18 protein-coding genes are annotated in these 23,446 nt (G+C 54.7%); 3 read left to right on the top strand and 15 right to left on the bottom strand.

What is annotated here, in order from left to right; genetic code table 11:
- Positions 1-514 precede the first annotated feature (514 nt).
- Both HV340_RS07500 and aspC read left to right on the top strand, forming a co-directional pair.
- Positions 515-1,621: a porin gene (locus HV340_RS07500; protein WP_050736580.1), complete on the top strand. Its 1,107-nt coding sequence runs from the start codon at positions 515-517 to the stop codon at positions 1,619-1,621.
- A 185-nt stretch (positions 1,622-1,806) separates the two neighbouring features.
- Positions 1,807-2,997: an aspartate transaminase gene (gene aspC / locus HV340_RS07495; RefSeq protein ID WP_020884809.1), complete on the top strand. Its 1,191-nt coding sequence runs from the start codon at positions 1,807-1,809 to the stop codon at positions 2,995-2,997.
- 50 nt (positions 2,998-3,047) lie between these two features.
- On the opposite strand, the gene HV340_RS07490 is transcribed toward aspC, so the two are convergent.
- The 7 genes from HV340_RS07490 to cmoM all read right to left on the bottom strand — a co-directional run bounded on the left by HV340_RS07490 (position 3,048) and on the right by cmoM (position 13,686).
- The gene (locus HV340_RS07490) at positions 3,048-3,695 is read right to left on the bottom strand and encodes an MBL fold metallo-hydrolase (RefSeq protein WP_020884810.1); all 648 of its coding nucleotides are present in this window, start codon (positions 3,693-3,695) and stop codon (positions 3,048-3,050) included.
- 20 nt (positions 3,696-3,715) lie between these two features.
- Complete coding sequence (locus HV340_RS07485; protein WP_014169403.1) at positions 3,716-4,267, bottom strand: YcbK family protein; 552 nt, start codon at positions 4,265-4,267, stop codon at positions 3,716-3,718.
- 176 nt (positions 4,268-4,443) lie between these two features.
- Entirely contained in the window at positions 4,444-6,267 is a 1,824-nt protein-coding gene (gene ldtD / locus HV340_RS07480) for a L,D-transpeptidase (protein ID WP_014169402.1), read from the bottom strand.
- A gap of 177 nt (positions 6,268-6,444) precedes the next feature.
- Positions 6,445-10,896 (bottom strand): chromosome partition protein MukB, encoded by a 4,452-nt coding sequence (mukB, locus tag HV340_RS07475; protein ID WP_126547673.1) that lies wholly within the window; start codon positions 10,894-10,896, stop codon positions 6,445-6,447.
- Positions 10,896-11,600: a chromosome partition protein MukE gene (gene mukE, locus HV340_RS07470; protein WP_014169400.1), complete on the bottom strand. Its 705-nt coding sequence runs from the start codon at positions 11,598-11,600 to the stop codon at positions 10,896-10,898. The genes mukB and mukE overlap by 1 nt, the downstream gene beginning before the upstream one ends.
- Positions 11,581-12,903: a chromosome partition protein MukF gene (gene mukF / locus HV340_RS07465; RefSeq protein WP_014169399.1), complete on the bottom strand. Its 1,323-nt coding sequence runs from the start codon at positions 12,901-12,903 to the stop codon at positions 11,581-11,583. Before mukF ends, mukE begins: the two co-directional genes overlap by 20 nt.
- Positions 12,904-12,906: 3 nt before the next feature.
- Positions 12,907-13,686, bottom strand: a complete 780-nt coding sequence (gene cmoM, locus HV340_RS07460) for a tRNA uridine 5-oxyacetic acid(34) methyltransferase CmoM (protein WP_032677804.1) — start codon at positions 13,684-13,686, stop codon at positions 12,907-12,909.
- A gap of 124 nt (positions 13,687-13,810) precedes the next feature.
- Between cmoM and elyC the strand changes: the two genes are divergently transcribed.
- Positions 13,811-14,590, top strand: a complete 780-nt coding sequence (gene elyC, locus HV340_RS07455) for an envelope biogenesis factor ElyC (protein WP_059306074.1) — start codon at positions 13,811-13,813, stop codon at positions 14,588-14,590.
- On the opposite strand, the gene HV340_RS07450 is transcribed toward elyC, so the two are convergent.
- The 8 genes from HV340_RS07450 to ihfB form a co-directional block, all read right to left on the bottom strand.
- Positions 14,567-15,460, bottom strand: a complete 894-nt coding sequence (locus HV340_RS07450; protein ID WP_014169395.1) for a YcbJ family phosphotransferase — start codon at positions 15,458-15,460, stop codon at positions 14,567-14,569. The two genes, elyC and HV340_RS07450, sit on opposite strands and share 24 nt — an antisense overlap.
- A gap of 141 nt (positions 15,461-15,601) precedes the next feature.
- On the bottom strand, positions 15,602-16,348 hold the full coding sequence (gene kdsB, locus HV340_RS07445; protein WP_014169394.1) for a 3-deoxy-manno-octulosonate cytidylyltransferase: 747 nt from the start codon (positions 16,346-16,348) through the stop codon (positions 15,602-15,604).
- Positions 16,345-16,527 carry a protein YcaR gene (gene ycaR, locus HV340_RS07440; RefSeq protein ID WP_006174474.1) on the bottom strand — a complete coding sequence of 61 codons (183 nt, stop codon included), beginning with the start codon at positions 16,525-16,527 and terminating at the stop codon, positions 16,345-16,347. The genes kdsB and ycaR overlap by 4 nt, the downstream gene beginning before the upstream one ends.
- Positions 16,528-16,572: 45 nt before the next feature.
- Positions 16,573-17,802, bottom strand: a complete 1,230-nt coding sequence (locus HV340_RS07435; RefSeq protein WP_181216407.1) for a winged helix-turn-helix domain-containing protein — start codon at positions 17,800-17,802, stop codon at positions 16,573-16,575.
- A 44-nt stretch (positions 17,803-17,846) separates the two neighbouring features.
- A complete protein-coding gene (gene lpxK, locus HV340_RS07430) occupies positions 17,847-18,824 on the bottom strand; it encodes a tetraacyldisaccharide 4'-kinase (RefSeq protein WP_181216406.1) in 978 nt (325 codons plus the stop codon).
- Positions 18,821-20,569 (bottom strand): lipid A ABC transporter ATP-binding protein/permease MsbA, encoded by a 1,749-nt coding sequence (gene msbA, locus HV340_RS07425; protein ID WP_020884816.1) that lies wholly within the window; start codon positions 20,567-20,569, stop codon positions 18,821-18,823. The genes lpxK and msbA overlap by 4 nt, the downstream gene beginning before the upstream one ends.
- Positions 20,570-20,605: 36 nt before the next feature.
- On the bottom strand, positions 20,606-22,870 hold the full coding sequence (locus tag HV340_RS07420; RefSeq protein WP_181216405.1) for a ComEC family protein: 2,265 nt from the start codon (positions 22,868-22,870) through the stop codon (positions 20,606-20,608).
- A 215-nt stretch (positions 22,871-23,085) separates the two neighbouring features.
- On the bottom strand, positions 23,086-23,373 hold the full coding sequence (ihfB, locus tag HV340_RS07415; RefSeq protein WP_008499965.1) for an integration host factor subunit beta: 288 nt from the start codon (positions 23,371-23,373) through the stop codon (positions 23,086-23,088).
- Positions 23,374-23,446 lie beyond the last annotated feature (73 nt).

Here is a 23,446-nt window from a genome sequence, read left to right as displayed (position 1 = left end):
ACAACCCCGTTACAACCACTACCTGTTACGTTTTGTTTCCACGAAACATCTACGCACAAAAAATAAACCCTATTCTTATTGCGCTTATTGCAATCTGAAGCAATAGCACAAAATTCAACCAGTTTTACAGCCATCCAGAAGTCTTTTTCGGGTCATAAGAAAAAATGAGCCGTTTGGCTTCTGTTTATAGGAATTGCCTTTATCTAAATTAATTATAAGCTTTTCATATAGATATCAAAGTATCTGCCGTTTAATTCGCCAGTGGACGCTGAAATTTGAGGTGGTTCACAAAGTTCCGAAAAATACACATTTAGTTACACATGATTTCTTTTTGTAACTTAATCTTGAGAATTGTAGCACTTTCAGGCTAGCGAAACGGTTCTATGAATGGAAAGATGCCTGTCAGATACATAAAGACACCTAACTCTCATCAATAGTTCCGGAAATATTTATTGACAGAATTTATTGACGGCAGTGGCGAGTGTCATAAAAAAACCAATGAGGGTAATAAATAATGATGAAGCGCAATATTCTGGCAGTGGTAATCCCTGCCCTGCTGGTAGCCGGTGCAGCTAACGCTGCAGAAATCTATAACAAGAACGGCAACAAACTGGACTTCTACGGGAAAGTTAACGCCGAGCACGATTTCGTGACCTCTGGCGATAACACGAATAACAACGACGCTACCTACGCGCAGATCGGTTTCAAAGGTGAAACTCAGATCAACGACCAACTGACCGGTTATGGCCAGTGGGAATACCGTTTCATGGCTAACCAGGCTGAGAACACTGCTCAGGCTAACAAAAACCGTCTGGCTTTCGCGGGCCTGAAAGCGGGTGACGCTGGCAGCATCGACTATGGTCGTAACTACGGTATCGTTTATGACGTTGAGTCATACACCGATATGGCGCCGTCCTTCTCAGGTATGACCTGGGGCGGTAACTACGTTGATAACTTTATGACCAGCCGTGGCACTGGCCTGCTGACCTACCGTAACAGCGATTTCTTCGGTCTGGTTGACGGTCTGAGCATGGGCGTACAGTACCAGGGTAAAAACGACCGTGCTGACGTTAAAACCTCTAACGGTGACGGCGTAGGTTACTCCCTGGGTTACGACTTCGGCGAAGGCTTCGGTGCAATCGCATCTTACAGCAACGCTAACCGTACTCTGAACCAGAAGGCTGATGGTCAGGGTGACAAAGCTGAAGCATGGGGTGTTGGTCTGAAATACGACGCTAACAACCTGTACCTGGCAACCACCTATGCAGAAACCCGTAACACCACCCGTACCGGTTCTAGCGGTGATGCTGGTTTTGCTAACAAAACTCAGAACTTCGAAGTGGTTGCTCAGTACCAGTTCGACTTCGGCCTGCGTCCAGCCATCTCCTACGTGCAGACCAAAGGTAAAGACCTGGCTGCCGTCGGCGGCTTCAGCGGTGGCGATGCAGACCTGGCTAAATTCATCCAGGTGGGTACCACTTACTACTTCAACAAAAACTTCAACGTGTGGGCTGACTACTATATCAACCTGCTGGACAAAGACACCGACTACGCGAAAGCGGTTGGCGGTCTGAACGGCAACGACGATATGGCAGCTGTGGGTGTGACCTACCAGTTCTAATCAGTACACCACTTTGTTATATGCTTAATGAACAGGGCTTCGGCCCTGTTTTTTTTATGTCTGATAGCAAAAAATGGCGACTTTTGAAAAGCCGCACGCTTTTTGTCGCAAACGGTTGGCATTTTGTAAATCTACCGTTAACCTGATAGCGGATTTCACTTCTGTAATCACAATGGAACTTCGTCATGTTTGAGAACATTACCGCCGCTCCTGCCGACCCTATTTTGGGCCTGGCCGATCTGTTTCGTGCCGACGACCGCCCTGGTAAAATCAACCTGGGTATTGGTGTATATAAAGATGAAACCGGCAAAACCCCGGTGCTGACCAGCGTTAAAAAAGCTGAGCAGTATCTGCTGGAAAATGAAACCACCAAAAATTACCTCGGTATTGATGGTATCCCTGAATTTGGTCGTTGCACTCAGGAACTGCTGTTCGGCAAAGGCAGTGCAATTGTGAGCGACAAGCGTGCGCGTACAGCACAGACTCCTGGCGGTACCGGCGCGCTGCGCGTCGCGGCGGATTTCCTTGCGAAAAACACCTCTGTTAAGCGTGTCTGGGTGAGCAACCCAAGCTGGCCAAACCACAAGAGCGTATTCAACTCTGCAGGCCTGGAAGTACGCGAATATGCTTACTACGACGCGGCTAACCACTCTCTGGACTTCGACGGTCTGCTGGCCAGCCTGAACGAGGCTCAGGCGGGTGATGTGGTGCTGTTCCACGGCTGCTGCCACAACCCAACCGGTATTGATCCAACGCTTGAACAGTGGGAACAGCTGGCGAAGCTCTCCGTAGAAAAAGGCTGGCTGCCGCTGTTTGACTTTGCATACCAGGGCTTCGCCCGTGGTCTGGAAGAAGATGCGGAAGGCCTGCGCGCTTTTGCTGCCGTGCATCAGGAACTGATCGTGGCAAGCTCTTACTCCAAGAACTTCGGTCTGTACAATGAGCGTGTCGGTGCCTGTACGCTGGTTGCGGCGAACACTGAAACCGTTGATCGTGCATTCAGCCAGATGAAATCCGTGATCCGCGCTAACTACTCTAACCCGCCTGCACACGGTGCCTCTGTCGTTGCGACTATCCTGAGCAACGATGCACTGCGTGCTATCTGGGAACAAGAGCTGAACGATATGCGTCAGCGTATTCAGCGCATGCGTCTGCTGTTTGTGAACACCCTTGCGGAGAAAGGCGCTGACCGTGACTTCAGCTTTATTATTAAGCAGAACGGTATGTTCTCTTTCAGCGGCCTGACCAAAGAACAGGTTCTGCGTCTGCGTGAAGAGTTTGGCGTCTACGCCGTGGCGTCTGGCCGCGTCAACGTTGCAGGCATGACCCCAGACAATATGGCGCCGCTGTGCGAAGCCATCGTCGCCGTGCTGTAAATTGCCCCCATAAAAAAAGCCTGCGTAATGCAGGCTTTTTTTTATTCTGGTTACCAGACAGGCATTTCGTCCTGAAGGAACGGGTTATGGAGTCGTTCATAACCCAGCGTCGACATCGGACCGTGTCCAGGGATAAACGTCACATCATCGCCCAGCGGCAACAACTTCTGTTTAATCGACTGAATCAGCTGTCCGTGGTCGCCACGTGGAAAATCGCTGCGTCCTACGCCACCTTTGAAAATCACATCGCCGGAAATCAGCAGACGGGACTGGTCATCAAAGAAGACAATATGGCCTGGCGTATGCCCAGGACAATGCAACACCTGTAAAGTCACATTCCCTACGTTAACGCGCTCTCCTTCATTTAGCCAGCGATCGGGCGTCAGGGGCAGACACTCATCAAGGCCAAACATGCGGCTCTGGGCTGGTAAACCCTGCAGCCAGAACTCATCTTCTTTTTCCGGACCGATCACAGGCACACCGAAGTGCTGTGCCAGCTCCGCCGCCGCACCAACATGATCAAGATGACCATGCGTCAGTAAAATCTGCATCAGCGTGACACCGCTATCAGCGACTTCCTGCTTGATTTTCTCAGCGTCACCGCCGGGATCGACAAGCGCGGCCAGTTTGGTTTGCTCACACCAGATTAATGAACAATTCTGGGAGAATGCAGTAACCGGAATAATACGATAGTTCATACTGCTCCTGTGTTTCGTTATTACCAGTGCCGGACCGGACCGGTATCAATATGCACAAAGTTGCTACTTGGGTAATATCCTACACCACCTGCGCGCATAGATAACGCAGCTTTGCGAATATTGGCTAACGAAACGCCTTCAATATGGAAATCCATTGCCTGTCCCTTCGTGTGATAGCTTTTTTTCGCTACCCCACGGCTGTGGGCGCGCAGTTCATTATTGGTATCAACAGAGCGATAACCAGAAATAAGCTGCACTGGCTTGCTGGTACCCAGCAGGCCCTGAAGGCGGAATAACTGATCAAACAGTCCTGGGTCGATGGCTTTTATTTTATTCGCGCGGAAATCACGGAAAAAATGGTTAAGTCTTGCTAATTCATCCTGAATATAGCCTCTGCCATCGAAGAACTCCGCTTTTAACGACTCACCGGTGTGGAGATTGTTGAGCGTTAAAACTCGCGGACGAGGTGTCGAGAGGGTGGCAAATGCTGGCGTCGGCAAGATGGCCGCTGCGCCGAGCGCAACACCACCTAACGCCAGCAGTTTGCGGCGATTAGCGTCAAATTTGTCCATGATAATCAGGTCTACAGGTCAATGTTTATCGTAAATATGCTTAGCGCACGAAGGGCACCTTAACTGGCAAAGCCGACTACGTCAAGGCACCCAACCCCAGTAAATACGCGGCCTCCAGCCATATAGCCCCGTATTCACCATTACTTACGACAACCTATTTTCCCGAACTGCTTCATTTACCTGATTAATTGTTCAGCTTTTGGCAAAATTTGTGCGCCGGATCGCGCCGTGAGATCATAATTGTAAATATCTGTACGATACTGCGTCCGCCCGTCCTCACCCACAAACGCCGTCAGATAATAAAGATTGACCGGAATATTATGGCGAATATTAACGTAACGCGTATCCCCCTGCTTCAGGGCGTCAGAGATGCGCGTATCGTTCCAGCCTGCATCCTGCAACAGCATATTAGCCAGCTCCGAGGCTTTATTGACACGCACACAGCCTGAACTCAGCGCGCGGGTATCTTTCTGGAACAGATTGTGGTTCGGCGTATCGTGCAGATAGATAGCATCTGAACTCGGCATATTGAACTTGTAGCGTCCGAGCGAGTTATGTGCACCGGGTGCCTGCTGGAACCGGAATGGCAGATTAGACGCGGTAATGGTTGACCAGTCGACCATATAGGGGTCTATCGCCTCTTTGCTGTTCCAGCCGCGCATCACCGTATAGCCATGGCGTTCCAGGTAACCCGGATCGTTCCAGACCTTGGGCAGAATGTCTTTACGCGCCAGCGTCGGCGGTACGTTCCACGGCGGGTTAACCACCACGTTGTTCAGCGCACTGCTCATCATCGGCGTTTTGCGATCGGGACGTCCCACAATCACGCGTGACGCCAGCACTTCACTGCCGTTCTGGTAATAGACCAGCGAATACGCCGGAATATTCACCATGATGCCGGTAGAGAGGGTCCCTGGCAGCAAGCGTAAACGCTGGATATTGAGCGCCAGCACCCCTGCCCGCTGCGCAGGTGAGACGTTCAGCCAGTCGCGCGTTGACTGGCCAATCACGCCATCAGCACCCAGCCCCTGAGCAGCCTGAAACTGCTTAACCGCTGCAACCAGCTCCCGATCGTAGGCCGCGGGCTTATCACTCAGAACGGCGGCTTTTTTCTCTTTCACCGGGGCTGACGGGCTGACAACGACGCTTTGCGCATCGTCACCCGGCAGGGCAATTTTAGGCCCGCTATCCAGAATACCGGAGCGTTTGAGGATCTCACGCAGGGCAGGCACATCGCTGCTCCACTGTCCAGGACGCAGCGTCGCGGTACCACGCATCTGCGGCCACGGACGTGAATCCCCGACCAGTTCCAGAAGCGACTGATGCATGGTCGCGTATTGCGGATGTGCCGGCGCGAGGCTCGCAATAAAGCGCGGCAGATCGCCACTATCCAGCGCCAGTTGCCACTGGTTAATTACCGACAGTGCCGGAGTCGCCAGCTTGTAAGGCTTATCGCTGTACAACCAACGGTTACCATTGACCGGAATACCGGCCACAAACTGGAGATACCCCATCATGGCATCGGAAAGCACCACGTCCCGCGCCTGCCCGGTGACAGCAGGATCGGTTAAGAGCTCAACCCATTTTGTGAACTGCGGCTGGAACCCTGCAATGGCGACTTCTGCCAGCTGTTGCTGGAACGCGCGCACCGCATCACGGTTTTCCCACATGGGTTTCATGTCACGCGCCGCATAGAGCAGCGTGAGCTGGCTGGTATAGACAGGCGTGTAGCCTGCTGGCAGCCCAGACAGCAGCTGCTGGCGAAGCGATTCCGCGTCGATGCCTTCTGGCAACGGCTTAATACCGGCCATGATGGCCGTCGCAGGAGACTGCTCCAGCGGTTGAGACAGCGACGTTGGCTGTGTGCCAGTCGTTGCTGTGCTGTCAGTCGGCACAATTTCAGGCTCGTCGGCCTGAGCGGTTAACAGTGGAGCAAACGTCACTGCCAGGCATAAACTTAGCGCAGACAGCTGACGACCACATTTTTTCTTTAGCAACATCCCTTGCCCCCTGTTTTCACGACATGCCCATCACGTTGGGGCTTTCTTTTATTATAGGGTGACGGCAAACCTGTTGCCTTACCTTATGTAAAGAAGTTTAAAGATAACGCAGCCTTAAACACAAGTTAAGCGAAAAAAAAAGCGGCGCTGGTGCGCCGCTCACGGTTAGAAAACGCCTCAGGACGCGTCTGCCGTTGTTTCCGGTAAGGATTCTGGCGGCTGTGGGGCAAAACCGCGTAACCCGACCACGTGAACGTGTTCGGTATTCTGGAATACCTTACGCACCAGTTTATACGTGGTGCCTTTCTCAGGACTGATGTTCTCCGGCGCAGCGATAATGAGCTGCATATCAAGACGCTCACAGAGTTCAAACAGCGTGGCAATTGAGCGGGCGTCAAGACGCGCCGCTTCATCCAGGAACAGCAGTCGACATGGGGAGATATCTTTGCCGCGCAGACGACGTGCTTCATCTTCCCAGCTCTGGACCACCATCACCAGAATCGACATCCCGGTACCGATAGCTTCACCGGTAGAGAGTGCACCGGACTCCGCACGGAGCCAGCCGTCTGAACCACGGTTAACCTCCACTTCCATTTCCAGGTAGTTACGGTAATCCAGGAGCTCTTCACCAATGGTTTGCGGCGTGCGTTGCCCCATGTCAATCTGCGGATTTAGGCGCTGATACAGTTTCGCCAGCGCTTCGGAGAAGGTCAGACGGTTGCTGTTGAACAGATCCTGATGCTGTTCGTGCTGTTCAGACAACACTTCCAGCAGCGTCGAGTGCGCTTCACGCACGTTCACATTCAGACGCACGCTGTTCACCTGACCAAACGATACGCTCTGCAAGCCCTGGTTCAGCTGGCGAATTCGGTTCTGCTCGCGCTGGATGGTTTTACGGATGATATTCGCCACGCTGCGGGAACTGATAGCCAGCTTCTGCTCGCGGGAGGTCAACTCTTCCGTCAGGCGGCCCAGTTCGATTTCCATCTGCTCAATGGCTTCGACCGGATCGTCGGTACGAATGATGTCCTGACGAATACGCTCACGCAGGTGCTGATAAACGGCCACGAAGAACTGGATCTTACGCTCAGGGCGTTTCGGATCTTCGGACATACGCAGCACATCGCGCAGGTGTTCGTTATCCGCCACCGCCAGACGCAAGGCACCCAGCGCCTTATCCGACATAGAGCGCAGTTCATCCGCAGAGAGATAGGCCAGCTCGCGACGATGCAGACGGCGTTCAACGTTATTGTCTTTCACCATCCGCATGACGGCGCACCAGCCCGCCTTCGCGGTCACGACCTGCTCACGCATTTCGTGATAATCACGCTCCAGCTTGCGCAGGCGACGAGTCAGGTTATCCATTTCCGCTTCACAGAAGGTCAGCGCTTTTTCCAGCTGATTACGACGTGCGCGGTTATTACTGAGCTGCGCATGCAGTTCATCACGACGGATACGCGCCCGCTCTTCTGCTCCGCTGTCAGCACGGACGCCAATGTCCTGTAACTCTTTCTGAAGATCGTTTAACAGCTCTTTCTTGGTGTCGAAGGAGCTTTTCAGCGAGGCCAGGACCTGATTGTACTGGTTCAGCTGTGCCGAGTGGCTACGCATCGCGTCACGGGCGCGAGTACGTTCCGCTTCAGCCTGTTCAAGGCGCTGACGCAGCTTCTCATTGAGATCGCTGTTACCGCTCAGCATCTCCGCGGAATCGGAGTAGCCGAAGTGAGCCCGGCGCTGCACCACTTCCGTCAGGGCAAACGCCTGCTGGCGCGCTTCGCGCTGCACCTGCTGCGACCAGGCGTAATCTTCTTTTAACTGCTCGAACTGCTCCGGATCGCTCTGCAACACGGAGACCATTGGTTCGAGCTTCGCCAGCTGATTACCGTACTGCTGAACAAAACGTGCCGCTTCCTGAGCTTCATCCAGACGTTCCTGAATCTCATCCACGCGGTCAGCCAGCGTGTCATCTGCCAGCAGATTCAGGCGAGGCAGGATGCGGTTAAGGGCCGCAACGCCCTCTTTCGCCTGTTCGAACTGAACGCGGCTTTGCTGGTTGTCATTTTCATGGTTTGAGATCGCACGCTCAAGCTCGCCACGACGGGTGTTGAGCTTGCGAATTTCGGCTTCCGGGTCAGCTTCAAACGCCACGCCCAGATGGCTGCCGATAAAGCGGCTGAACGCCTGATGAAGACGCTGGGTTTTCTGCACGTCAAACGACAGGGTCGCAAAACGTTCAGACAGCGTCTCACGCTCGGCGTGCAGACTTTCAATCCGGTTTTCACGCGCTGCGCGACCAAACAGCGGAAGCTCAGGGAAGCGAGAATAACGCCACTGACGATCGGCGATTTTGACGACAACCGCTTTTTCCAGCTCATCGACGCTGAATACGCTGTCATCGAACGACTGCGGGTCCCCTTCGATTAAATAGAGGTCTTCCGGGCAATCTTCCAGCCCTGCCAGCTGGTCAGCAATCAGCGACAGATCCGGGACCACAATCGCGTTACGTGATGGGCCATACAGGGCTGAGAAGTACGGCGCATCGTCCAGACCGACATCGTCATAGATTTCGGACAACAGCACGCCGCCAAAACGTTCAGCCAGGGCGTTCAGACGCGAATCTTCCGAACCACCAGGCTGGCTTAAACGCTCAATCTCTTCATCGATCTCGCGTTTACGGGCGCCGACTTCATCGCGCTCAACAATCGCCTCGCGCTCGCGCTCCAGCAGCTGTTGCAGATATTCGGTCACGTCCTGGCTGGACTCAAACTGTTCGCCGCACTGTTCACTGAGCTGGTTCAGGCTGCTTTGGGCAGCCAGCCAGACTGGTGCACGCTGCAGCAGCACCTTAGAACGGGACTGCAGCTGCTCCATCTCCTGGCGCAGCGTCATGCGCTGTTCACTGGCGTTGGATACGGAATCGGAAAGCGCAGCAATACGCGCTTCGAGCTCCCGATGCAGAGCTTCAAGATCGTCGAAATCGTAATTTTTGCCCTGGCGCTTACAGAACTCCGCCAGCATACGCTCGGCTTCCTGCTGTTCGCGAAGACGCTGTTCCAGTTCGTTCAGGCGCATACGCAGCGGCTGAACCTGCTCGGCCAGATGGCGCTGGTTCACACCGTCGCGCAGCAGTTCACGGGCAACTTCCCACGCTTCGTTACGCGCAAGCGGTCCGTTAATTGCCACAACCAGCTGGTACGCTTGCTCAAACTGACTGTGCGCCGTTTGCGCGACGCTCATCTTCTGTTCAAGCGAGAGCAGTTTCTCGGTCGCTTCCTGCTCTTTGGCCTGGAAGGTATCCAGCCACTGGTCAGCGCTTTCCGGGGTGAGGTCAGGCAGATGACACAGCTCTTTTGCACGCTGTAACGCCTGAAGTGCCTGGGTATACTGAATTGCACGCGTCTGCTGCACGTCCAGCGCCTGCTGGTAATCGGCCAGCTGATTTTTCAGCTCATCCACTTCCAGCTCGGCGGCCTCGGCACGTGCTTCGTTCTCTTCCTGCATGCCGGCAGCTTCCGCCACCACTTCATTTTGCTCTTCGAGACGAATTTGCAGCTCATCGAGATCCGCTTCATAGCGCTCGATCTTCTCCTGCTGACGCAGGGCGGTCTGCACCAGGTTCAGGTGATCGCTGGCAGCCTGGTAATCGGCTTCCAGATCGCCTTCGGCGCCGTTGTGCTCGCCCAGTTCACGCGCCATTTCGACGTGCTTATACTGCTCAGCCACCAGCTGTTTACGGGAGGTAAATAGCTCGCGGCGGTACTCTAACGCCTGATCGAGATGGACACGACGTTCATTGGCGTGACGCATATAGTCCGCCGCCACGTAGTTGGTGGCCTCGCTAATCAGGTGCTTAAACAGGTCACGGTCAGACTGCGTCACGCGAATGGCTTCGAGCGTCATGCGGTTTTCACGCAGCGCGGCTTCCATATCCTGGAAGGCCTTACGCACGCCGCTGTTTTCCGGCAACAGGTAGTCGCGCAGGGAGCGGGTAATGGCGCTGGAGATACCACCGTACAGCGATGCTTCGATCAAACGGTAGTATTTGCTACGGTCAGACGCGCTGCGCAGACGACGCGCCACAACGCCCAGATCGAACATCAGGGAGTGGTAATCCGTAATGGAGTTGAACTGCTTGAACTGCACGCCTTCGATGGCTTCGAGCTTATCTTTCAGCTCCTGCAGCGTCAGCACGCGCGCCTGGCGCTCATTCAGGGTTTCCGTCAGCAGCGCTGTGGGCTGCATGGAGGTTGGTAGACCCTGGATGGCAAACGGTTTAATGTCCACTTTACGGTCACGGCCTGCGACCTGCTGCAGACGTACCCCCACCACCACACGCTGATGTCGGGAGTTAATCACGTCCAGAACCGAATAACAGACGCCTGCTTTGAGCTTACCATGCAGGCCTTTATCGCGAGAGCCGCTGGTCGCCCCCGCTTCGGTGGTGTTACGGAAATGGAGCAGCGTCAGATCGGGGATCAGTGCCGTAACAAACGCCGCCATGGTGGTGGATTTACCCGCACCGTTACCACCGGAGAGCGTCGTAACCAGCTCATCCAGATCGAACGTCCGGGCAAAGAAGCCGTTCCAGTTAATCAGCGTTAGTGAGCGAAATTTACCGCGTTCAATCATTACTCTTCCTCCCCGCTATCCGGCAGATTCTCTTCATGCTCATCATCGAGCTGCAAATGGTTTTCCACCGGCATCGCTTCACCGTCGCGGATCATGCGAAGCTGCGCTTCACGCGCATCGTCGCCCGCACGCACATCGGCGCCGAAGCGGAAGACAGATTCCGTGATGCGGAATTTGCTGCTGTCATGGCCCATAAACCAGACCATGCCCAGACGACGCAGACGGTTAAGGGAAGAGCGAACTTTTTCCTGCAATTTCTGGCGGTCAAGATCCGAGCCGGTGGAGCGGTTGTTCACCAGCTTAAGCAGCTTGCTCTCATCCGCCAGCGCCAGCAGCTCGTCGTAAAGCTCCTGCTGGGTGAAGATGCCTTCATTTGCCAGACGCTCCGGGCTGAGATAGAGGTAGCAAAGAATTTTGCCGACCATCATATCCAGCTCAGAGAGCACGGAACGCGGAATCAGGGTTGTGGAACGTGGACGCAGGTAGAAAAACCCTTCCGGTGCGCGGATAAGCTCCACGTTATAGCGGGCGTAAAACTCTTCCAGGTACTCCTGGAAGTCCATCAAAAAGGCGTGATTGTCCAGCTCGTCTAAGCCAATGTGACGACCGGCACGCAGTTGGCTGTCCAGCGCCGGAAACAACGGATTCGCCAGCGCCTGTGCCAGCTTAACTGGCATCACTTGTTCAATATTTGTCAATGACATGCGCCTGTACCTTGGCTCCGTAATCGTTAATCGGCTGCCACTTCGGCGGCAGCCCGGTGAAATCTGCTTGCGCGACGCCCAGACGCACGGCCTGGTCTACCACGATGCGGGCGATGTCGAAGTGGCGCGCGCGAGGATATTGCGCCAGATAGTCGCGCACCACGAGCCCAAGATCCAGCGGCACTTGTCTGGTTTTGTAGACAGCGAGCTGTTCTTCGATCATCGCCGCAAGTTGCTCACGAATTTCGTTGAACTCTTCATATTCCAGATCCGGTGGCAGTTCACCGGTCACTTCTTCATCGCGCAGGGCCATCTCTTCGTCGCGCATATCCAGCAGACGATCGGCACTGGCGTAAGTCAGCGCCCATGGCGCATCGAAATAGGTCTGTACCGACTGGCGCAGACGCTGAGCAAAGACGCGGTTTTTATCCATATCGATCGCGGTACGGATAAATTTATGCACGTGACGGTCATAACCGATCCACAGGTCAATCGACTGCTGACCCCAGCTAATAATACGATCGAGTTTGCTCTGCAGATCGAACACCAGACGGTCAATAAAATGCAGATCGTCATGGGCCATGGTCGCATCCTGGATGCGCAGCAGGTTCGCCTGAAGCTTATCCCCTGCGGCTTCCAGCGTATCCTGCAGTTCACGCAGCGTACCCGAGGTTTCCGACAGCAACATTTCACAGCTGGAGATGGCCGCACGCCAGTCTTTATTCAGCAACTGCGCGATATCGTCTTTTACCTGTTGCTGCTGTTCATCCATCAGACGCTGGGTCAGATCGATGCTGTCGAAAATCTCTGCCACCGAATATTTCAGCGGCGCATAGACGTTACGGTGCCAGTGGAATTCGTCACCGTTTTCATCCGCTGCATCGGCGGCGCGCTTAAGTTCACCCGCCACAATCGAGAGCTGCATGGAAAGACGCAGCGTGGAAAATTCACGCTGGCGGATGTAGTAATCGGTGATGCCGATACCCAGTGGCGTCAGACGATAGATGGCGTTTCCTTCCGCCTGCTCGCTGGTAAAGCGGTTCAGCAGACGTTGACGCACCATATCGTTGATTGCGTTGTTGGCACGCACGCTAATGGTTTCGCTGGTTTGCTCAAACGCATCACTGACATGGCGGAACGCATCCACCAGTTCACCCTCGCTCATTTCGCCATCCAGCCGTTCGCCGTTCAGCGTGGCAACCGCCAGCAGGAAGGAGAGTCTGTCTACCGGCAGCGAGATGGAGAAATCGTTTTTCCTGGCCCAGGCAACCAGTTCGGGGACTGTCTGGGAAAATTCACTCATAGGTTATCCTTGCATCTGCGGCTTGTGCGCGGTGACGTGAATATAGCGGCCAAGACTGACAAAAGGTTCCTGACGGCAATACCGCGTTTCTAATTCTGTTAAGGTGTCAAAACAGTCACGCTGTTTGTGTTTTTCACGCAGATAATCATGAAACACCCTGACGCCCGTTTTCCCGGTTATCTGCCAGCCAATCTCTTCCAGCCAGCCATACACCTGCTGCGGATCGCGCGGATAATCCGGGGAAAGCGTGCGTTTTTTCTTTTTTGGCATCCCGACCTGAACATAGTCGAAGTTACCCGCAACCATGTTGTGCATCAGGAAGCCGTTAGCATTGTAGAACATCAGTGACAGCGTACCGCCCGGGCGCAACATCGACCACAGGGTGCGTAACACGCTTTGCGGATCGGCAACCCACTCCAGCACTGCATGAAACAATATCAGATCAACCTGGGTTTCCAAATGCTGTGCGATGTCCTGAGCGGCGCATTGTATAAAATGCATGTTGTCGCTCACACCTTTCTCTTCTGCGGCACGCGTCGCACGCGCGATCATCTCAGCAGAAAGATCGCAAAGCGTTACGTGATGACCGCGCTGGGCCATTTTGATAGCCGTCTGCCCTTCACCGCCGCCAGCGTCCAGCACGCGCAACGTTTGCCCCTCAAACGAGGCCAGGATGTTGTCCAGATCCTGCCAGAGGATCGTCTGACGCAACTGCCCTTTCGTGGTGCCATAAATGTTGCGCGAAAACTTTTCCGCGATGTCATCAAAATTGCGATCCCGCATTGGGAGAGTTCCACTCGCTAACTGCAAAACCGCTATTTTGTCACACCCGCGCGGAGAATGAACCTCTCTGGTGTAATATCACGAGTAATCACCTGCTATATGGTTAAAAAAGGAACCAAAAAGGATGCTTTTTACCCTGAAGAAATACATTGGGGGGATGATGCTTCCCCTTCCACTGCTGCTTATCATCATTGCGCTGGGGCTGGCGCTGGTGTGGTTTAGTCGCTTTCAGAAAAGTGGCAAAACGCTTATTACCGTCGGCTGGCTGGTTCTGCTGCTGCTGAGTCTGCAGCCGGTTGCGGATAGCCTGTTACGCCCTGTCGAAAACAGGTACCCGACATGGCAGGGTCATCAGAAGGTGAAGTATATCGTGGTGCTGGGTGGGGGGTACACCTGGGATCCGAACTGGGCCCCCAGTTCAAACCTGATTAACAACAGCCTGCCTCGACTGAACGAAGGTATTCGCCTGTGGCTGGCGAATCCGGGATCGAAAATGATCTTTACCGGTGCGGCGGCAAAAACAAACCCGGTCAGCACGGCCGAAGCCGGAGCCAGAGTGGCTGAATCGCTAGGTGTACCGCGTTCCGCTATCATCACGCTGGACAGCCCAAAAGACACCGAAGAAGAAGCTGCCGCCGTGAAGCAGGCGATTGGCGATGCCCCGTTCCTGCTGGTTACGTCCGCCTCGCACCTGCCGCGGGCGATGATTTTCTTCGAAAGAGTTGGCCTGCATCCCCTCCCCGCGCCGGCTAACCAGATGGCCATCGACGCGCCGCTTAACCCGTGGGAACGGGCGATCCCGTCCCCGGTATGGCTGATGCACAGCGATCGTGTCGGTTACGAAACACTTGGACGCCTCTGGCAATGGCTAAAAGGCGCGTCAGGCGAGCCAGGGCAGGAGTGATTTCGTGGCGAGATCGAAGTTGGCGCGATTAAAACGGCCAGTATTGACCAGTTGCGCCACTTCATCCCAGAGCAGATAGAGCCAGCGGCGCCAGAGAAACGCTTCTGCAACCGGCGCGCGCTGGAGATAATGCCAGAGTAACCCCTCTGCGGCCCCGCTGTCGCTGAGCCTGAACAACTCGTACTCGCGCGGTGCCCAGAGCATGATTCCCGGCCCTACCATTGCCAGAAGCTGGTCGCTGCGAGGGTCTTTCAGCATGCTGCGCAGGGTAAAATTGCCGTGAACTAGCACGCAGTTGTCGTTAAAGCCGTCAAACAGCGCGGGCAAACACTCCCGGGTGCGGAACAAAATACGTTTGTCCTGCATGGTCAAACCGGTGTTATTAAACTGGTTAAGGGTGCCCCACAACACTTCGACCCGCTGGCGGTACCACAGTGGCCACAGGTTTTCCTGGGTGCTGTCTACCGGCCCGACGAGCCCACCGCTGTCTTGTCTGTGCCAGCCCAGTAGCGCCTCGACAATCTGATCTTTCAGCTGTTCCCAGCGTTCCGGTGAACGAGCAGGCGCTTCCACAGGCACGCCACGTAACCGCTCAATCAGCAGGACATCGGGGCCGGGGTGTTCTTCATGCGTCATCACGCCATACACCGTCGGCATGCGGACGGTCCCTTGTCGCGCAAGCATCGACATTTTCCAGGCCAACTGCCTGGCAACGCCCGGCGAGGTAAAACTTCGGGCCATCAGCGGCATTGGGTTTCCCTGGCTGTCATATAACGACCAGAGTGCGGTATCTGCTTTTTCGTTCACACACTCAACCCTGCTTAACTTCTCACCCAGCAGATGGCTCAGTTCAGCACGCAGCTGTTCCATATGAGATTACCCCCATTAAGACTACTGCTTTTATAATGAGCGCGCGGACAGAAGATGTCACCCGACAGAGATCAATTATGGAAAAGAAAGGGAAAATAACCGGGAGAGAACATCCCCCCGTAAGGAGGGATGCGGGCGCTATTAACGCAATTCGGCGCGGACGCGCTCAAGATCTTCCGGGGTGTCAACACCCGTACCTGGCACTTCCTGCGCAACGGCAACGTGGATTTTTTCCCCGTACCAGAGCACGCGGAGCTGCTCCAGCATTTCGATATGCTCCAGCGGGCTGGGTGCCCAGGTGACATAACGACGAATAAAGCCAGCGCGGTAGCCGTAGATCCCCAGATGACGCAGGAATGAATCACCAATGGTCTCTTTTGAAACCGCAAAACGATCACGATCCCAGGGAATAGTGGCGCGAGAGAAGTAGAGCGCATAGCCCTCGGCATCCATCACCACTTTCACCGCGTTCGGATTAAACGCCTCTTCAGCGTGGAGCACAGGAACCGCGAGTGTAGCCATACCGACCTGGCGCTGCGCCAGGTTTTCCGCCACCTGGCGAATAATGACCGCCGGGATCATCGGCTCGTCGCCCTGTACGTTAACGATGACCGTATCATCACTAAAACCGCATTTCTCAACCACTTCTGCCAGGCGCTCTGTGCCGGACTGGTGATCGGCGCGGGTCATGCACACTTCTCCGCCAGCCGCCTCAACCGCACGGGCAACGTCCGGATGGTCGGTTGCCACGATAACGCGCTCAGCACCGGACTCACGCGCACGTTCAAGGACATGCACAATCATCGGTTTGCCGTTGATATCCACCAGCGGTTTACCCGGCAGACGGGTTGATGCATAACGCGCAGGAATAATGACAACAAAACTCATGGTTTGCTCTCTTCTGCCACCAGGGAGCGGGCTTCGTTTTCCAGCAATACCGGAATACCGTCGCGCAGCGGGAATGCCAGACTGTCCAGCTTGCAAATCAGCTCTTGTTTGTCCTGGCTGTAATAAAGTTTGCCGTTGCACACCGGACAGGCAATAATTTCAAGTAAACGGTGATCCATAGTTCCTCCGTATGGGTAATCGCTAAAGCTTAACACATTCCTTTTTCAGGGAGTGTCTGTTTCCCAGCCACGTCGACAGGTGCTAAACAACCCGTCAGGCACCCGACCCAGCGCCACGTCGTGGGCCCCCTGCCAGCATGCGAATTCGCTAATGGCGGAGGTTAATCCTTTTTCCAGCGCCGCTGTGGTCTTGATCCCCTCTTCAAGATAGAGAGCGATAATCTCCAGCGTGCCGGTTTTGCGGTGCATTTTGGCGTCCATTCGACCGACCAGTTGCCCTTTGTGCAGCAGAGGCAACACAAAGTAGCCGTACTGACGCTTTGGCGCGGGGGTGTAACACTCAAGCCGATAGCTGAAATTAAACAGCTGTTCGGCCCGTTTTCTGTCCCACACGACCGGATCGAAAGGCGATAACACCGCGCTGTGGGTTGCCTGAAGCTTACTGTCCAGAGCCTGGGGTAAGAGCGGGAGGAGATCCGAATGCAGCCACATGTCCCCGAGGGTTTCTACCGTGACGGGGATAACACGATGTTCACGCTGCCACATTTCCAGCAGCGGTTTCAGGGCCGGCTGGCGAAGGCGATAGTAATCCGCCAGCCACTGCTGCCGGAAAATGCCCAGACTGCGGGCGCTGTTCTCCAGCATGATAGCTTCCGCTGCCTCCTGGGTGAGTAAGTCACGCTCATCGTCCCAGTGGGGCATCACGCGGTGCGTCAGGTCATACACGCGCTGAAAATTACGCCGTTCAATCACCATGACTTTGCCGGACGTAAACAGTCCTTCAAGGTGGCGTTTGTGCGGCTTCCACTCCCACCAGCCGCTGGTCCCTTTTCTCGGATGTTCAAAATCGGCGGAACGTACAGGGCCGTTTTGCTGAATATGCTCGATAAGCTGTGCTATTTCAGTCGCGTGCTCCTGCATCCATTCCTGGCGGTATTTCCAGCCCATCTTTTCGGGGGCCAGCATGCGATGGCGAACCAGGGCAAAATCGCTGCGCGGCAGGAAACAGGCCTCGTGCGCCCAGTACTCCATTAAGTCCCCCTTACTGAGCGCGTCATCCAGCCATTGAGGAGGATAATTCCCCAGTCGACTAAACAGCACAAGGTAAGGGCTACGGGCCACGATATTAATGGTGTCAATTTGAAGGAGCGACATGCGCTGAACGGTAGAGAGAATATCGGCGGGCTGCGCGCGGCGGCGGGGCTTTTTGAGCAGCCCCTGTGCGGCAAGGTGCAAATGACGTGCGGCTGAAAGCGAGAGTTGCGGTAAAGACATGCGTTTTCCTGTCAGTCAAAGCGCCACCAGAACCGCGTAAGCCATTACTGCACTAACGCAATCAGTTCCTTGAGCAATTGTTCCGGTTGCTCACCGCTGAGTTCAGCGTCAACCGGCAGATACCACCAGTTCTCCTTCGCAAAGGCACGGCATTTCACCGCATCTTTTTCAGTCATGATTAGCGTCTGCCCCGGCGCAGTCAGGGCCGCGACCTGATCTGGCACCAGCGCCTGATGATCGGCCAGCGGAACGCGTTTTTCAAGCCGGGCGCCACACTGTTCCAGCGTCGCGAAGAAACGCGGAGGATGACCGATACCCGCCATGGCCACCAGCGCGGGTAACAAGGAGACAGCACGGCGCTCTCCGTTCAACAGATTCACCGCCATTCCCGGCCTGAGATGCATAGGGATCTCACGCGGTTTGGCCTCTCCACCGTTAACAATCACCGCATCAACGGACCTGAGACGCGAAGCACGTTCGCGCATTGGTCCGGCGGGTAGCCACCAGCCGTTACCGAACCGGCGAACCCCGTCAATGACCACAATCTCTTTATCACGCGCCAGCGCGTAATGCTGCAGACCATCGTCAGTAATAATAATGTCTACCGTGTGTTCGGCAAGAAGTGCCTGAACGGCATCACTGCGTACCGGGGAAACCGCAACAGGTGCACCTGTACGCTGGTATATCAATACTGGCTCATCACCCGCTTCAGCGGTCGTAGTTTCCGCCGTCAGCAACAGGGGATACTGCGCCGCTTTTCCGCCATACCCACGCGATACCACGCCTGGGCGTATACCGCGTTTTTGCAGTTGCTCCACCAGCCAGATCACCACCGGTGTTTTACCGTTGCCGCCAGCCGTCAGGTTACCCACCACGACAACCGGCACCGGCGCGCGCCATGCTCGCTTTAACCCCAGGCGGTAAAGCAGACGAATGAGGCCGCTCACCAGGCCATAAAGCCAGGAAAGCGGCAGAAGTAGCAGCCACAGCGGTGATTCACCGGACCAGATGCGTGCAATCATTCGCCGAATTGCATCTTATGCAGTTGGGCGTAAACGCCGCGGTGCGCCAGCAAATCAGAGTGGCTTCCGCGTTCGACAATCACGCCATCTTCAACAACAACGATTTCGTCAGCCTGCTCGATAGTCGACAGACGGTGCGCAATCACCAGCGACGTACGGTTCTTTTGCAGCTCATCCAGCGCAGACTGAATGGCACGTTCAGATTCCGTATCCAGCGCAGAGGTTGCTTCATCCAGAATCAGAATCGGGCTATCACGCAACAGCGCACGAGCAATGGCGATACGCTGGCGCTGGCCACCGGAGAGCAGTACACCGTTCTCACCGATAATGGTATCCAGACCGTTATCCATCTTGTTGATAAAGTCCATCGCATAGGCCATACGAGCCGCCTTTTCAATCTCCGCACGGCTGTACTCTTCTGTACGCGCATAGGCAATGTTGTTTGCCACAGTATCGTTGAAGAGATGCACATTCTGGGAGACCAGCGCCACCTGGTTACGCAGCGACTGCAGGGTATACTCCCGCAGGTCATGGCCATCCAACAGGATTTCACCCTCGTCGATATCATAGAAACGGGTGATCAGGCTGGCGATGGTGGATTTACCTGAGCCAGAGCGGCCTACCAGCGCAACGGTTTTACCCGCGGGAATGGACAGGTTGATATTACGCAAAGCCGGCGTTTCGCGGCCAGGATAGGTGAAAGTCACATTGCGGAATTCAACATCGCCGTGGGCGCGTTCAATCTCGCGTTTACCTTCATCTTTCTCCTGTTCGGTATCCAGAATGCTGAACAGGGTCTGGCAGGCAGCCATCCCGCGCTGGAACTGAGCGTTGACGTTCGTCAGTGATTTCAGCGGACGCATCAGGGCAATCATCGATGAGAAGACCACGGTGATGGTACCTGCCGTCAGCGTCTCCATCACGCTCGGGAAGCTGGCCGCATACAGAACAAAGGCCAGCGCCAGAGAAGCGATCAGCTGGATGATAGGGTCAGAAATTGAAGAGGCCGAAACCATTTTCATCCCCTGCAGACGCATTTTGTTGCTGACTTTATCAAAGCGTTTGGTTTCGACTTCCTGCCCGCCGAAAATCAACACCTCTTTATGCCCTTTCAGCATCTGCTCAGCGCTGGTCGTAACCTGGCCCATCGTGTTCTGCATATTCTTACTGATGTTGCGAAAACGCTTTGAAACGACGCGAATAGCAATAGAGACAACCGGTGCCAGCACGATAAGGATCAGTGACAGCTGCCAGCTGTAATAGAACATCATGATGAACAGACCGATAATCGATGCACCTTCACGTACCACGGTAATCAGCGCGTTGGACGACGATGATGCCACCTGCTCGGAGTCGTAGGTAATACGTGAGAGCAAGGTACCGGTAGACTGCTTATCAAAGAACGCTACTGGCATGCCCATCATGTGGCCAAACAGCCGACGGCGCATGGTCATAACGACTTTCCCGGAAACCCAGGAGATACAGTAGCTCGAAATGTAGCTGGTGATACCGCGTAAGATCATCAGTCCAATAACCACCAGTGGCATCCATATCAGCACTGAGCGATCTGTTTTACCAAAACCGTCATCCAGTAACGGTTTGAGAAGCGATAACATAAACGTATCGCTGGCTGCGTTGAGAACTAACGCTACACCCGCCACGATCAAGCCTGCTTTAAAAGGTGCAATCATCGGCCAGAGTCGGCGGAAGGTTTGCCACGTGGAGAGATCTTTGTCGTTATGCATTCAAAAAACCAGCATCTGTTGAAATAGCCGCATATTCTACCCGTTATCTCCGGGCGCGCCAAACCACTGATGATACCAACGCGGTAAATATTCATCACGTACGCGCTGTATTTGCCATCGATGTTGCGAGAATGTCACCGATATTTGTCCAGAATGGGGGGTATCGTGCCAGATATAGCCCTCTTTTCGATAACGTCTGATAACTTTTGCCGACGGAAAATGCCATGCGTTATAGCGGGCCGCAGAATCGAGCGCGATCCTCCCCTCTACCCGCTGCACCAGTGGCAATGATGAAGACGTATTGCTGCCATGATGGGGTACCTGTATTACAGTGGACGTCAGATGACGCCAGTAATGGCTAAGCATAGTCTGTTCCGCTTGCGATTCAATATCCCCCGTAAGCAACGCACTCTGCTCACCATCGTCGATTTTTACCACACAGGAGCGATTGTTCCCCCTTTCGGAATAACCCTCAGGTGGCCAGTGGACGGTGAAGGTTAACCCCTCCCATATCCATCTCTGCCCGCGAAAACAAGGCCGATGCTCCCCCCGGCCTAACGGGCTTCTTATCCATAACGTGGGCCATGTTTTTTGCAGCGTCGCCAGGCCTCCCGCATGGTCGAGATGCTCATGACTGAGAATGACGCCTTCTGGTTGCAAATGGTGCCAGCGTAGCCACGGAATGATTAACTGCCGGGCGCTATCACCACCCGGCCAGGCGAGCCCGGTATCATAAAGAAGGGCTTTACCGTGGCGTTCAATGACCATTGCCAGTCCCTGCCCCACATCCAGCATATGCAGTGTCCAGCCCTCACTTCTCACCGTTCGCCAGAGCGGAAATGCCAGTAAGACACTCCCTGCCAGACACACTGCAGGAACGGATTTCCAGGCATGAAAGCGCCAGCCGATAATGGCAAGCCAGGGCAATAACGTCAGGTATTGCCATCGTTCATCTACATTCTGCCAGCCATCCGGCAGGCGCATCAGCATCCAGAGCAACCCCCCCAGGGATTTATCGGCTGCAAACCAGAGGGCACTTTCCAGCGCCGTCAGCGGCAACAGATGAAGCAACATTCCGGACAGGATCAGCGGTACGCAGACAAAAGTGACCAGGGGGACGGCAAAGAGATTAGCCACCAGGGAAGAGAGGCTAAGCCCATGAAAAATCAGCACCTGTAATGGCATGAGCAGAAGCAACATGCCGGTTTGCAGATAGAGCAGATTCAGCAAAGGCTGTAACCAGCGAACCCGGTGCCCGCGAGGAAGAGGCAGCCACTGAAACCAGAAAATCAGCGCGGCGACGGCAAAAGCTGAAAGGGCCAGACTTTGAGAAAGCACGGCTAAGGGATCGTTTATCAGGATTGCCGCGATACAGCAACACCACACCTGCCAGGGAGACCACTGACGGGCGCCAATGCGCAATGCCGCCAGCACGGCAAGTGCGATAACCGTTCGCAATGCGGGCGGTTGCAGCCCGGTAAGCCAGGCGTAGAAAGCGGCAAAGAGCAACCCGGCCAGGAGAGGAATCTGCCAGTGGATCCAGTGGCCCGGCATCAAAAACTGAAGCCCACGCGCAAGTAACCAGACGATGGATGCGGCCAGCGCAATATGCAGACCCGAAATTGCCATCAGGTGCAACGTGCCGGTGTCGCGCATCAGATCTTTAATTTCCCGGGGCACCTCCAGACGTTCTCCCATCCCCAGCCCAAGCATAACCGCGCCCCAGTGAAAAGCAGAAAGTCGCTGTTGCAGTGAGATCAGGTACTGAGCACGCAAGCTGCAGTTTTCATCGACGATTTTCGCCTGCGTGAAACGTCCGCTGAGCGTCTGGTGTCGGGCAAAGGCGCTTCGCTGGGGATCATATCCCCCGTCGTTTAGCTCGCCATGCACAGGCCGGAGCCTGAGCGTCATGGCCCAGCGCTGACCGGCACACACCTTTTGCGGCAGGTAATTGCCATACAGCGTCACGCCCGTGGATGCCCACCAGCGTTGACCATCGACCCGCAGAATGTTGCCCTGATGCATTGTTGCACCATCGGTGGCCGTGATTTCTATCTCTGCCTGCACTGCTCCCGTCGTTAAATGTTGCATTGGCCAGACGCTTTCCTGCGCAGCAAGAAGACCCCAGGCACAAAATAACACTATAATCCCCATATACTTCAGGACGTTGTGTCGCTGGGCGGCCAGCGCTATCCCACCGGCTATCATTACCCACACGGTATGACGTTCAGGCAGGACGGGTAACCAGAGTAACGGCATGATCGCCAGAATGGCGCAAAGACTTATCGCGGGAATGCCCATTACTACCTCCCTGTTTGAGGGTGACAGTATGGAAGCAGGCAGGGTGAGTCGTCAGCCAGAAGAAACGCGGTTTACAGCGGGCGCTGAAGCATTTTTATCCGTTTGCAGAAAACAAAAGGAAAATTGCGCGGCATCTTCAGAATAAAAGCGACAGGCACAAAAAAAGCACCCGCAGGTGCTTTCTTTCGAACCCAGTTTAGCGCTGATGGCTAAACTCAGTTGCCGTAAATGTTGGCGCGATCGCGCAGTTCTTTACCCGGCTTAAAGTGTGGAACGTACTTACCTTCCAGTTCGACTTTATCGCCAGTTTTCGGGTTACGCCCGGTACGTGGAGCACGATAGTGCAGAGAAAAACTACCGAAACCGCGGATTTCAATGCGCTCGCCCTGGGCAAGAGTGGAGGCCATATGCTCCAGCATCTCTTTTACGGCATCCTCCACTGCTTTCGCAGGGATATGCGGTTGCTGACTGGCAAGTCTTTCAATCAATTCTGACTTGGTCATGATTCCTCCGGTTCCTTTCAAACCAATTAGCTGAACAGCTCATTAAACAAGGGCGGCCGTAGCCGCCCTTTGT

The organism is Enterobacter sp. RHBSTW-00975 (assembly GCF_013615235.1).
Lineage (GTDB): Bacteria > Pseudomonadota > Gammaproteobacteria > Enterobacterales > Enterobacteriaceae > Enterobacter > Enterobacter ludwigii.
The sequence above is the reverse complement of the archived record's forward strand: the minus strand, read 5'-3'. Positions and strand labels throughout refer to the sequence as shown.

Coding starts and splice junctions, on each gene's coding strand:
- HV340_RS07500 (WP_050736580.1), top strand. CDS start 515: ATGATGAAGCGCAATATTCTGGCAGTGGTAATCCCTGCCCTGCTGGTA.
- ihfB (WP_008499965.1), bottom strand. CDS start 23,373: ATGACCAAGTCAGAATTGATTGAAAGACTTGCCAGTCAGCAACCGCAT.
- mukB (WP_126547673.1), bottom strand. CDS start 10,896: ATGATTGAACGCGGTAAATTTCGCTCACTAACGCTGATTAACTGGAAC.
- cmoM (WP_032677804.1), bottom strand. CDS start 13,686: ATGCGGGATCGCAATTTTGATGACATCGCGGAAAAGTTTTCGCGCAAC.
- aspC (WP_020884809.1), top strand. CDS start 1,807: ATGTTTGAGAACATTACCGCCGCTCCTGCCGACCCTATTTTGGGCCTG.
- ldtD (WP_014169402.1), bottom strand. CDS start 6,267: ATGTTGCTAAAGAAAAAATGTGGTCGTCAGCTGTCTGCGCTAAGTTTA.
- elyC (WP_059306074.1), top strand. CDS start 13,811: ATGCTTTTTACCCTGAAGAAATACATTGGGGGGATGATGCTTCCCCTT.
- HV340_RS07420 (WP_181216405.1), bottom strand. CDS start 22,870: ATGGGCATTCCCGCGATAAGTCTTTGCGCCATTCTGGCGATCATGCCG.
- msbA (WP_020884816.1), bottom strand. CDS start 20,569: ATGCATAACGACAAAGATCTCTCCACGTGGCAAACCTTCCGCCGACTC.
- mukF (WP_014169399.1), bottom strand. CDS start 12,903: ATGAGTGAATTTTCCCAGACAGTCCCCGAACTGGTTGCCTGGGCCAGG.
- HV340_RS07450 (WP_014169395.1), bottom strand. CDS start 15,460: ATGGAACAGCTGCGTGCTGAACTGAGCCATCTGCTGGGTGAGAAGTTA.
- kdsB (WP_014169394.1), bottom strand. CDS start 16,348: ATGAGTTTTGTTGTCATTATTCCTGCGCGTTATGCATCAACCCGTCTG.
- HV340_RS07490 (WP_020884810.1), bottom strand. CDS start 3,695: ATGAACTATCGTATTATTCCGGTTACTGCATTCTCCCAGAATTGTTCA.
- mukE (WP_014169400.1), bottom strand. CDS start 11,600: ATGTCATTGACAAATATTGAACAAGTGATGCCAGTTAAGCTGGCACAG.
- HV340_RS07435 (WP_181216407.1), bottom strand. CDS start 17,802: ATGTCTTTACCGCAACTCTCGCTTTCAGCCGCACGTCATTTGCACCTT.
- HV340_RS07485 (WP_014169403.1), bottom strand. CDS start 4,267: ATGGACAAATTTGACGCTAATCGCCGCAAACTGCTGGCGTTAGGTGGT.
- lpxK (WP_181216406.1), bottom strand. CDS start 18,824: ATGATTGCACGCATCTGGTCCGGTGAATCACCGCTGTGGCTGCTACTT.
- ycaR (WP_006174474.1), bottom strand. CDS start 16,527: ATGGATCACCGTTTACTTGAAATTATTGCCTGTCCGGTGTGCAACGGC.